This window comes from Ureibacillus chungkukjangi, from assembly GCF_003217295.1.
In the GTDB taxonomy this organism is placed as follows: Bacteria; Bacillota; Bacilli; order Bacillales_A; family Planococcaceae; genus Ureibacillus; species Ureibacillus chungkukjangi.
In genome coordinates this window covers 1-10984 of sequence record NZ_QJTJ01000051.1, presented here as the reverse complement: position 1 = coordinate 10984, position 10984 = coordinate 1, and the positions used below count along the sequence as shown (strand labels likewise).

Sequence of the window (10984 nt, the reverse complement as noted above, 5' to 3'; positions counted from 1 at the left end):
CGCCACGGACACCCTTGCTCTTGGCTAACCTCTACTTCTGTCTTCGGGGTTCGGGACTTACACCCTATAGTTCATGCGCATGCCGGGCGCACAAGGAAAAGCAGACAGACTTAATATAAAACGTCTGCCTGCTTTAATCTAGCGAACAAGTTCTAATTCCTCACTAACTTCATCTGAAGAATATACCCTCTCTTCATCCACTTTTTCTTTAGGGAAATAGCCAAGAATGAAACCGAATATACCTGCTATTGCACTGATTATGAATGTTGGATTTGCAAATAATTCCCAAGATTTTATAATCCAATCGCCTTTTTGGAACAGAATACCAGCCAACTGACCAAGGACAAGGCAGGTTCCACCGATCATAAACAACATTAGACACGTTTTAAATAAAAATGCAATCATTTTCCTCAAATTTCCCACTCTCCTTTATACAAATACCGGCAATATTCCCATTGCAATCAAACAGCCAATCAATAAGATTGGAACAACAAAATATACTACTAACGGCACAAATGTCTTTTCTGGATTAGCACCTGCCAGAGAGGCAGCAATAAATATTGACCCTGAAGCAGGCGGTGATGCACCTTCTGTGGATGCAAAAACAAGTATTGCCACAACTGCAAGCAACGGATCAACACCCGCTGACACCATTGCCGTAAAGGCAACCAATCCAATTGCAGTTAAGGTAGCTGTTGATGACAATGGACCAGCAACTAATGCAACAAGGAGCGAAATTAACAGTACCATGAGCCACTTAGAAATTGCGATAGACTCCATTAAGGTTGTTAAATCCTCAGGAAGTCCGAGATCCGTCAGTACTTGACTAGATGCGTAAGCGAAAACAAGCAAAGCACCGATTGTTGAAAACCGAGGAATTGCTTTATTTAAAAATTCTGACCAACCAGACGCTGTTTTGGGTAAACTCTTCCATCCGACCATCATACTAATCAAGATGATTAAGATTGGAATCCACGTGATAAGTGAAATACTGTCCATTGCGTCTTCCCCGATACTCGGATTATTCATAAAACCTTCTGCAAGGGGACCAATCGTGATAACAATAGGTATTAATGCTCCAAAGAAAATTAATGTTGACTTCCAACCAGTTCGTAATGCTTCTTTTAGAGGCTGAATAAATTCCGGTGAAATCGCTTTAATATTATCACGCTTAACGAAATACATGATTAGGAATACACGGTAAATAACTTGATAAACTCCTGAAATAAACAAGGCTACATACAAGTCGCCTTCAGAAACAACCGCTGCTATAGGTGCGAATCCAAGCATAATGAACATTGAAGCACTTGGTGGCAATGCTGCACCGAGACCACCATTACCGGCTACAATAGTAGCTGTTCTTTCCCTTGTGAAACTAGATTCCACCATCCACGGTGCTGTAATGGAGCCAGTCGTTGCCGTATTGCCCGAGTTCGACCCTGCAAGCGTTCCCATAACTGCGGATGCGATTGTATCAACGTATGCAGCACCACCAGGAAGACGACCAAGCAATGAGTTTAGTATTTTCACTAATTTTGTAATGATTGCAGTATGATCAATGACATACGCCATAAACACAAACGCAACAGATGCATATAAAACTTCATTTGTAGACGCAAATACAAGTCCACTCCAAATTAAATTGAAAAATTCTGTCCCCCCAAATAATGAAGTTGCTATAAAACCTGCTAACATCGCCTCTGCAATATTACGTTTAAGCACAAGGTTCCAAAAAACAATTAATCCTATAAAGACTAGCAATGCCCAAATCCCTATCCCCATACAAACACCCCTCATGAAAATTATAAAGCTATTGAGCGGCAATAGTGATTGCCGTATTTTTATGTTGAAACTTTAAATGCTTCGATAACCTGCAGCCAATGTACCGGCTTTTCACCATGATACTTTTCTTTTAGATTTAATAAAGCGAGTTTTTCAATTTTGGCTTTTGCCGCTTTCGACATCGAGGAATCAATATCAGCTGATTCTAGCATATCAATTGTGCCGCCAAGTTCAATAGAACGTCTAGTGGCATGGAGTGAAGTTCCCGTAACAAGGCGATTCATTGTTTCTTCAAATGTTCTTCCATTGATTGTTTCACTCAGTGAATCAATGACAAGGTTCTCTACATTAAAATGATGTGCAGCTTCTAACAATTCAATATAAAGGCCAACTACTCCTTTCATATAAATACTACGGATTAGTTTTGCAGCAGTAGCTTCACCAGGTATTTCACTAACCTTCTCAATATTCATACCATAGCCAGACATCCTTTCAATAAAGACATCCGTTCCATCACCACTAGCGAGAATAGGTACTTTATGTTTATAAACTGGCAATGGCCCCATCATCGCAGCATCTACAAATTTTCCGCCTGACGCGCTTACATTTGATGCTATCTGTTTTTTGATATTTGGGTTTGCTGCTGAAACATCTACATAAACAAGGCTATTATTAACATGTGACATTAATTGTCCGCTTACTTCTAGCGCTTTATCCGCAGGTACTGCGACAATGACAATTTCTAAATCTTTAAGTACTTCTTCAATCGATGCCAACATTATAACGTTTGATACTTTAGCCCGATTTCGAATAAATTCGCTATATTCCGGTACATTCCAGAGTGGATCATAAGCCATCATTTTTTGTATCCCTTGCTCATTTAAACCGGATGCTAATTCGAAGGCGGCCTCCCCAAATCCAATAAATCCTAAATGCATAGTCACTTCTACTCCTTTAAAATCCAAATTCTTTAATTTTTTCAGCTAACCATCCAGGGGCTATACTATTCTTATCTGCATTTCCTTGTTTTCGGTTCTCTTCAAAGTTAGCAATTGTCTGCATCCGTTTTTCCTCATATTCAAGCTTTGCTTCCGCTTTTACGAGTACGTTTTCAATTTTTTCTTTCGGGACAACAACTACACCATCATCATCACCGACAATCAAATCCCCTGGACAAACGGTAACTCCAGCACAGGAAATTGGTATATTGATCGCACCAGGGCCATCCTTAAAAGGGCCATTAGGAATGAATCCTTTTGCAAAAATTGGGAGCCCAATTTCATTCAACATTTCTCTATCACGGACAAGTCCATCAATGACAATTCCCTCAAGACCGACTGCTTTTGCAGCTCCAGCCATTAATTCACCCAGATAAGCATTTTCTGTATGTCCTTTTCCATCTGCAACAAGCACGTACCCCTCGCCCCCACAGTAAATTCCTTGATGTAGGAAAAGATTATCTCCTGCTCTCAAATCAACTGTTAAAGCCGTTCCAACTACTTTCATGCCCCATGAAACCGGTTTAACTTTGTAATCCATTGAACCTGTACAACCTAGTGCATCTGAAATTAGTGTTGAATTTAATTTTTTGGCCCTTAAAATAACTTCTTTTGTCAAAAGCGGTGCTGTATAACTCATTTGCAAACACTCCCTCATGAAATATGTTTAATTCTTCAACCCTATCTTTCTTCCAAACGAATGATAACGGTTTCAAGAGTAATAAAAAAAATTTACACTCAATTAGTAGTAAAAATAACACCTTATTTAAATAAAGTAATATTTATTACTACAATAAAAGAATAATATCATCGTTATTTAACGATGTAAACAGTTTTTTAAACATTCTAACTTTATAGATAAAATAAAAACGGACAGAGAAGTCTGTCCGCATTTATATTGTTATGTAGAGTTTTTTGTTGGATAATCCGTGCTTTATTGATTAATAATATGAGTTTTTAACTATAGCTTGCGAAAATAAAATTATCCATTAACACATGTATTTGTCACTTTTCCTATTACTTTTTCAAATGATAAAAATACTGAGCCACTTTACACTTTCTTCAATCAAACTTTTCAACTTTGCTACTTCAATTCCTTTACTAAACAATCTGGCTATTGCTGAAAAAGGCGCAATTCTACTCAAGAATTGCGCCCGATTGTTTCTGTAATGCTTTAACTTTTTCTGTAATGCTTTAACTTTTAAATTGGTAATTTCAATAAACTACATGCTAGAAGGTAAGCTTTTTTAATTTGATTAATTACGATATAATTTAATCATCAATGTACTCTTGTATTCAACGTGAGATCTCTTTGAGAGGAACTCTGCCGATTGTTTGGGGACATTGTTTTTTTATTCGAAAAAATCATGTAAGATATAGGTGTGCAGTGACCCTTTAAGGTGTTTCCGACCTACCGGATTGGGGCTAGATTCCTAGACCTCTTATATTGACGTGAGGCACTCCATGCTATATACGGCACTGCACACAGTAATTTATATACAGCACTAAATCCTGTGAATTTCGACAGGATTTTTTATATTTTAGGAGGAAATTTGAAATAGTTGGCGTATTTTTATATTTAATAGACTATATAGAAAACAAACTAAATCTAATATTATTTTAACAGTTGAAACTCTACCGATGTTTGGAGCTTAAAATAAAGACTCTTTAATTCACTTTGAGATTTAATATCTGGCGATATAATCCTGACATGCTACATTGGGCCTTGAGCTCTAACAGAAACTTGGATAGTCAGATATTTGATACTGTTTGTTTATTGGAGGAAAATTAATGAAAAACGTTAGTAGTCCATTTAGTTATGGAAATAAAACTGAGGATATTAAAGATCAAGAACCGCGAAAGTTTTACCAGTTCTATGTTGGCATTGACATTGGAGCGAGTTTTCATGTTGCTTCTTGTATAAGATACGATGCTTTTTTAGACCCTAAAGGAATAGCTTGGAAGCGCACTAAGACACTAAAATTCAACTCTGATAGTGTGGGGATAGCAGAATTTTTAAGCGCCCTTAAACAAATAGAAAGTCAGTTCAATTTAAATAAAGATGACTTCTTAATCCTTTTAGAACCCACTGGTGGGCATTATTCTTATTTAGTCCAACAAGTTTTATTAAATGAGAGTTATGATTTGTTTCAAATCGAAAACAAAGCAGTTGGGGAATTTCGTAAAAATTTAGGGATTAGCGAGAAATCCGATTCCATGGATGCAAAGGTAATGTCTTATATGGGATGGCATAAACAACTACATCCTAATATGCAAGGTGTAACTTTAATAAGACCGCAAACAGTACTACAATCCCTATTTAGAACAGTTATGAGAGATCGCTGGTATATAAACGTTCAACTCACTAGAAGAAAAAATCAAGTACAACAGTTACTAAAAGTCACACATCCTGATTTAAACAAAGCTTTTAAAAAGTTAAGTTCAATCTCAGTAATGAAATTAGTTCTAGAATACCCTACCGGACTACAAATGAAAGAATCAAGCGAAGAAGAATTATACAATGCCATTTCAAAAGCTGGAGCTAAAAATGTTGCCAAAAAGGCTGCTAAAGTTTTAGCAGAAGTAATGCCTAATACTGTCGCTGTGCCTGTTGAACATCTTGTAGGTCGCCAAAAGTGGGTTATTGAAGAAGCCTTACGGCTTGAAGAAAGTTTAAAACTAATAGATCAGGAAATTCATAATCTCCTATGGGGATTACCTGAAAAAGGAATTCAACCCCATCCATATACTGAAGTTCTACTTTCACTCCCCTTCGTTAGCGAAAATATAGCTTGTACATTAATTGGCGTTATTGGTGATATTGAAAGATTCAATACATATAAAGAATTCAAGAAATACTTAGGTGTTTCAGCTGAAAATACACAATCCGGTACATCAGTAAAAGGGGCTAAACAAACTAACGGTGGCGTTCGGGATGCTCGTCGTGTTCTTTATCAGATATCCTTAATAATATTGGCAAATGGTAAATCTCATCCTACCGTATTTAAAGTCTATTATGACCGGAAGGTAGACGAAGGAATGAGTAAGAAAAAAGCAATTGGTCATTTGTGTGGTAAATTGGCTAATTTAATCTATTCTCTGCTGAAAAATAACGTTAAATACGATCCAGTTGTTCATGCCGCAGCTTGTGGCATTAACTTAGCTGACTTGAATAAGACTAAAGAAGAAAATGAAACTATATTATTAAGCTAACAGGTCAGGATAATTCAATAATTTTTTAGTTGTGGAGGTAAAGTTAATACATGAGTAATGTGCATTTTAAAAATATTGATGATACTAATGAATACAAAGTTAGAAATATTAATTTAAAGCCTGGACAAGACAAATTTATTGAAACAGTAGATGAATGTTTAAAAGAAGCTGAAACCTTTCCTGAATGGCATCCAGTAGCTATATATTATGATGATGAAATTATTGGATTTGCTATGTACGGTTCATTTGGTCTTAATAAAGATACTTGGATCGATAGAATAATGATTGATGAAAAACATCAAGGCAAAGGCTATGGGAAAGTTGCGATGATAAAACTTATTGATATAGTTTCAAAAGAATATGGCGTAAACGATATATATTTAAGTATCAATGAAGAAAATAGAACAGCGTATAACTTGTATAAAAATATAGGGTTTGAGTTCATGAATGAGAGAGATCCGAATAATGGAGAGCTTTTATTTAAGTACACAATAAAATGAGAGTCAATTAAATATCCTTATTGAACTGGGGCTTTTCTTTAATAAGGTCCCCTATTGTCACATATCCCTAAGTCTATTAAAACGCCAAAAATCCCTACTTTTAATTTGAAAGCAGGGATTTTTCTTTGTATTCAATTATGGGATTTTAAATTAAAGCACTACACTACATTGAATAAAGAGATAATGATTATGAAAGCTGTATTATCTATGCCGTGACCCCTTCCCTTTACGTTTGCTTATATCTAATAATTCATTTATCATAATCATATGCATGCGCATACATTTAATTAGTGCAGGAGGGAAAATATAATGAAAACAATTAATACCCCCTTTAAAATTAAAGGCTTACAACTTAAAAATCGAATTGTAATGGCACCCATGTGTCAATATTCTGTGGAAAAAGAAGATGGAATACCTAATGATTGGCATTTTGTTCACTACGTCTCCAGAGCTGTAGGTGGCACAGGTCTCATCATTATGGAAATGACGAGTGTGACCCCTGAAGGAAGAATTACGAACCAAGATTTAGGATTGTGGGATGATTCTCAAATTCCTGCCTATAAGCGTATTGTGTCCGAGGTTCATAAGCATGGTTCAAAAATCGGTATACAAATTGCACATGCAGGTAGAAAAGCTGAAGATGCAATCCAGCCGGTTGGACCTTCAGATTTACAAGGTGAAGCTTTAGCTGAAGAAACAAAATATGGTGGCCTTAAACAACCTCGTGCTTTAACAATTCAGGAAATTAAACAAACAATTGAGCAATTTAAGGATGCAGCCAGAAGAGCAGTCGAAGCAGGTTTTGATACAATAGAGCTTCATGGAGCACATGGCTATCTACTACATCAGTTTATGTCTCCTAGTATTAATAATAGAAACGATGAATATGGTACAGATTTATCTAAATTTGGTATAGAAGTCATTCGCTCAGTGAAATCCGTAATGCCCGAAGATATGCCCTTAATCATGAGAATTTCTGCAATTGAATATATCGATGGTGGATATGGATTAGAACATTCACTCCATATTGCTGAAAAGTATAAATTAGCTGGCGTGGATATCTTCCATGTTTCGTCGGGAGGAGAAGGAGTACCAGGCACCTTAAAACCTGGAAATTATCCGGGCTATCAAATCCCCTTTGCCAGAGCTTTCAAAGAGAAACTTGAAATCCCTGTCATAGCTGTCGGTATGTTAGATAATCCGCAAGTAGCTGAGGCGACCTTATCAAATAAAGATGCTGATTTAATTGCCGTTGCCAGAGGTATGTTAAATGATCCCTATTGGAGTTTGCATGCAATAAGAGAAGTTACACGGAAGGTAACTCCACCATTTCAATATAGTAGAGGAATACGATAACAGAATGATATAATTGTGTTATCATTTTTGAAAGGTGATGACCATGAATCAACCTGAACAATTAATCCATGCTTGGGTTAACTTTTCAAAGTTCCATAATAGAGTTACACAATCACTAGATTATTTCCTTCAACAAAAATACCATTTTGGTTTGAATGAGTTTTACTTAATGATGCTTCTAAATGAAACAAGCGAAAAGAAACTCCGACTATCGCAACTTCAGAATATGATTAGTCTTAGCCAAAGTGCTTTATCCCGTTTGGTTTCAAGACTTGAGCAACACCACCTGCAGCCAGTGGAAAGAACTAGTTATATTGATGACAAACGAAGTATTTATGTAGTACTTACTCCCAGTGGTCAACAGCATATAAGTACTATACAAAGTGAGGTAAATATTATCTTGCAAGAATCGCTTTCAGAAAAGGATATTAGCAACATACAATTATTTACTGAATAGATATCCATACATTGCATTACCCAAGTATCTTCTGAGAAGTTACTGGGTAATGCATTTTTGCAAGAGTTGGTGTAATTAGTATGAGAATTAGTCTGTCTATGAACATCTTTATCAGATTCTCTCTGAGTCTTATTTTTTGGAGGAACAACTCAACAATCTGGCCTTTTTCATGAATAAAGACGCATTTCTTATTAAAGAAACGCGCCCGATTGTTGAATATCAAGATATTTGTTTTTTACTTATTAACCTAAAGCTCCATTCCTTCAAGAGATTTTAAAGTTTATCTTTGAAATTCTAATAATGAAGGAAATCCAGCACGAGACCAAAGCCATAATGGAGTATGGACATCAATTGGTGCTAATCCTGTTCCTTTAAGTACAGTCTCCCAGGCGTCAGCAACAACTTTTCTATCATCTGCTCCACCATTTAATATTCCCTCAGAACATAAACCTAATCTAACCGTAGCCTTCAAGATGTGAGTATCGGGTGCTATTGTGATAAGTTCACGTGAACTCCAAGAAATATGCGTGTAACTTTCCAAGACATAAAGCCAGTAATTAAAAATTTTCGGTCCAGATAAATAAGGGAAATCTACTTTTCGAGTACCTTGCATTAATTCTTTTAAAGGAAGAATATCAAAATGAACAGATTCAATCAGACCTTGAACATTCCCTTTTTCAGAAGAATTCATAATTCCTTTTGCTACTCGCTGCCAGATCTCTGGATGTCGATTAGGTTGTAATCCTACACGATGCAGAAGTAATGCATCTCGTAAAATATCTATATTACAATTAGCAACTACCTTAGTGTTGAAAATCCACTTTGTTTCTTCATCTTGATATGCTTTTAAAACTGCTTCCCACAATTTATATGAATTCCTTTGATAGTTTAAAGCCATGGCCAATGTTAAAACATCCATTAATTCATCTTCCTTAACAACACCAATTAGAACATCTTCTGGCATTACTTCCCCTCCAAGCAATCCGTCAGAGTGCATTTTTATCAATGATTTTACGTTCTTTAAAAATTCTTCTTTAATCATAAATTTCCCCCATTGTGTATTTACACTGATTAAACTTTTCTGCCCTATAGTTTAAGTACATTACTTCATCATCCGACTCGAATTTTACCATAAATACCCAAATCATTAAAAGGACGTTACTCAACAATCTGTCCCTTTTCATGAAGAAAGACCCTCTCCTTACTCAAGGAAAGCGCCCGTTTGTTGAATATCATTAATGCCTTTAAATTGTTAATCCAAATCACTCGATTAATGACAAAAGCGTTTAATCAGCCTTGTTTCTAACCTTACATATAGCCCAAAAATGATGTTCGTGTACAAGGAGTTCTTGTACTCTATCAATATCTAACCACTTAATATAATGGTCATCCTCAAAAGGTTCTTGTACTTTTTCTAATAGTTCTGCCAAGTAAAAATACCCCTCATTTAATAATGGTTCATTTTTTAGGATGAATCAACAGATGAATCAAATTCTGCTATCCAACCATTTGCTATATATCATTCTTATACAGTAACAAATAGAGTTTTCAGTCACAGATCGCCATTACAAGCTCAACAATACGCTTCCGTTGCACATGGGAAAACAGTAACAATGTCTTCTACTTTTTCAACTACAAATTCAGTAGAAATTAGTGGTGGAGTTCCGGTAGGAGCTGGAAATGTAGTAGATACATCTTTCGGTTCATCTATGACTAAATCAATTCAAAAAGGTGTTACTTTAAAAGGACCACCTGCTGGTTACTCTTCAAGACAATACTACATGACTAGATTTAAAGACTACGGTACTTTTAAATTAAATGAAAAAAATATATTTACAGGTAATTCAACAACATATAATAAATCTTATTCTAAACCTTCATCTCAAGATCCGTTTGTAGATTGGTCTAGAGATATTAAATAATATGTATAAAAAGTCAGCTACTCAAGTATTGTGAGAGCTGACTTTTTACTTTGTCGTTATAAGGCGTTTTTTTGCAATTTATTATAAGATAAAAGAAATGTCCCTATAGACAAAATCAAAAGTATAGTACCTATAATGATAGGGATATATATAAAAGCGTTTATTAAACTTCCAGAAGTTGTCCAGGATGTAGAATTAAGAGGCTTAGAATATATGACTGCGAGTTGTTCCCCTTTTAATCCCACCAGTACAAAAATTATCCCTGCTAAAAAAGAAATACCAGGAATTTTAAAGAACTTAAATTTGTTTTTCACTCGTATTACCACCTTTGACTTTATTACATAAGTTTAGAATGCATTATTACAAAGTATTATTTATGTTATATTATACCATTCAAAAAGGAAAGTCACTAGTTATAGGAGGAAAATATGAAATATCTTACTTTTTACTTACATTAAGATTTACTTTCACCTCTTTTTAAGCTCATGTGAATGAATTGTATATAAATATTTATTTGAGAATATCCCTAATGTATTTTTAGGATATATTGTGATTTCTCCATTTATAGATAATAGGAATAGCGTTTCTATCCATATTCGTGCATATTCAGAAGCATAAAAGAACATATCGTTTTCATACCTATCTATGGTAAGTGGATGAATGTAAGCGTCAAGTAGAATTGGACACATTTTGCTAATTAATTTTGAACAATTTCGTTGATTCTTCTCCCACTCCTTTGTAGAAGTAGGAGAAAGA

General features: G+C 35.3%; 13 protein-coding genes. 5 read left to right on the top strand and 8 right to left on the bottom strand.

All coding sequences use genetic code 11. The features are described 5' to 3' along the window. Positions 1 to 138: 138 nt before the first annotated feature. From BJ095_RS18280 to BJ095_RS18265, 4 genes are read right to left on the bottom strand one after another with little or no spacing between them, the layout of a single operon-like run. Positions 139 to 414 carry a hypothetical protein gene (locus BJ095_RS18280; RefSeq protein ID WP_181418124.1) on the bottom strand — a complete coding sequence of 92 codons (276 nt, stop codon included), beginning with the start codon at positions 412 to 414 and terminating at the stop codon, positions 139 to 141. A 15-nt stretch (positions 415 to 429) separates the two neighbouring features. Next, positions 430 to 1782: a TRAP transporter large permease subunit gene (locus BJ095_RS18275; RefSeq protein ID WP_107937814.1), complete on the bottom strand. Its 1353-nt coding sequence runs from the start codon at positions 1780 to 1782 to the stop codon at positions 430 to 432. Between the two features lie 59 nt (positions 1783 to 1841). Then, positions 1842 to 2720, bottom strand: a complete 879-nt coding sequence (locus BJ095_RS18270; RefSeq protein WP_107937815.1) for a DUF1932 domain-containing protein — start codon at positions 2718 to 2720, stop codon at positions 1842 to 1844. 16 nt (positions 2721 to 2736) lie between these two features. Continuing rightward, on the bottom strand, positions 2737 to 3420 hold the full coding sequence (locus tag BJ095_RS18265) for an RraA family protein (protein ID WP_107937816.1): 684 nt from the start codon (positions 3418 to 3420) through the stop codon (positions 2737 to 2739). 1151 nt (positions 3421 to 4571) lie between these two features. Between BJ095_RS18265 and BJ095_RS18260 the strand changes: the two genes are divergently transcribed. The 4 genes from BJ095_RS18260 to BJ095_RS18245 all read left to right on the top strand — a co-directional run bounded on the left by BJ095_RS18260 (position 4572) and on the right by BJ095_RS18245 (position 8306). Then, on the top strand, positions 4572 to 5993 hold the full coding sequence (locus tag BJ095_RS18260; RefSeq protein ID WP_107937817.1) for an IS110 family transposase: 1422 nt from the start codon (positions 4572 to 4574) through the stop codon (positions 5991 to 5993). A gap of 50 nt (positions 5994 to 6043) precedes the next feature. Next, a complete protein-coding gene (locus tag BJ095_RS18255; protein WP_107937818.1) occupies positions 6044 to 6493 on the top strand; it encodes a GNAT family N-acetyltransferase in 450 nt (149 codons plus the stop codon). Between the two features lie 309 nt (positions 6494 to 6802). Further along, positions 6803 to 7849 (top strand): NADH:flavin oxidoreductase/NADH oxidase, encoded by a 1047-nt coding sequence (locus BJ095_RS18250; protein WP_107937819.1) that lies wholly within the window; start codon positions 6803 to 6805, stop codon positions 7847 to 7849. Positions 7850 to 7886: 37 nt separating this feature from the next. Then, a complete protein-coding gene (locus BJ095_RS18245; protein ID WP_215534996.1) occupies positions 7887 to 8306 on the top strand; it encodes a MarR family winged helix-turn-helix transcriptional regulator in 420 nt (139 codons plus the stop codon). A 280-nt stretch (positions 8307 to 8586) separates the two neighbouring features. Here the strand turns inward: BJ095_RS18245 and BJ095_RS18240 are convergent, their stop codons facing one another. Both BJ095_RS18240 and BJ095_RS19150 read right to left on the bottom strand, forming a co-directional pair. Then, on the bottom strand, positions 8587 to 9348 hold the full coding sequence (locus BJ095_RS18240; RefSeq protein WP_107937821.1) for a hypothetical protein: 762 nt from the start codon (positions 9346 to 9348) through the stop codon (positions 8587 to 8589). Between the two features lie 244 nt (positions 9349 to 9592). Next, positions 9593 to 9736, bottom strand: a complete 144-nt coding sequence (locus BJ095_RS19150; RefSeq protein WP_181418123.1) for an NUDIX hydrolase — start codon at positions 9734 to 9736, stop codon at positions 9593 to 9595. Positions 9737 to 9919: 183 nt separating this feature from the next. Between BJ095_RS19150 and BJ095_RS18235 the strand changes: the two genes are divergently transcribed. Then, positions 9920 to 10228 (top strand): hypothetical protein, encoded by a 309-nt coding sequence (locus BJ095_RS18235; RefSeq protein ID WP_107937822.1) that lies wholly within the window; start codon positions 9920 to 9922, stop codon positions 10226 to 10228. A gap of 56 nt (positions 10229 to 10284) precedes the next feature. Here BJ095_RS18235 and BJ095_RS18230 read toward each other — a convergent pair whose 3' ends face one another. Together BJ095_RS18230 and BJ095_RS19190 are read right to left on the bottom strand one after the other, a co-directional pair. Next, on the bottom strand, positions 10285 to 10542 hold the full coding sequence (locus tag BJ095_RS18230; RefSeq protein WP_107937823.1) for a hypothetical protein: 258 nt from the start codon (positions 10540 to 10542) through the stop codon (positions 10285 to 10287). A 153-nt stretch (positions 10543 to 10695) separates the two neighbouring features. Continuing rightward, a partial coding sequence (locus tag BJ095_RS19190) for a hypothetical protein (RefSeq protein WP_215534995.1) occupies positions 10696 to 10984 on the bottom strand: 289 nt, incomplete at its 5' end.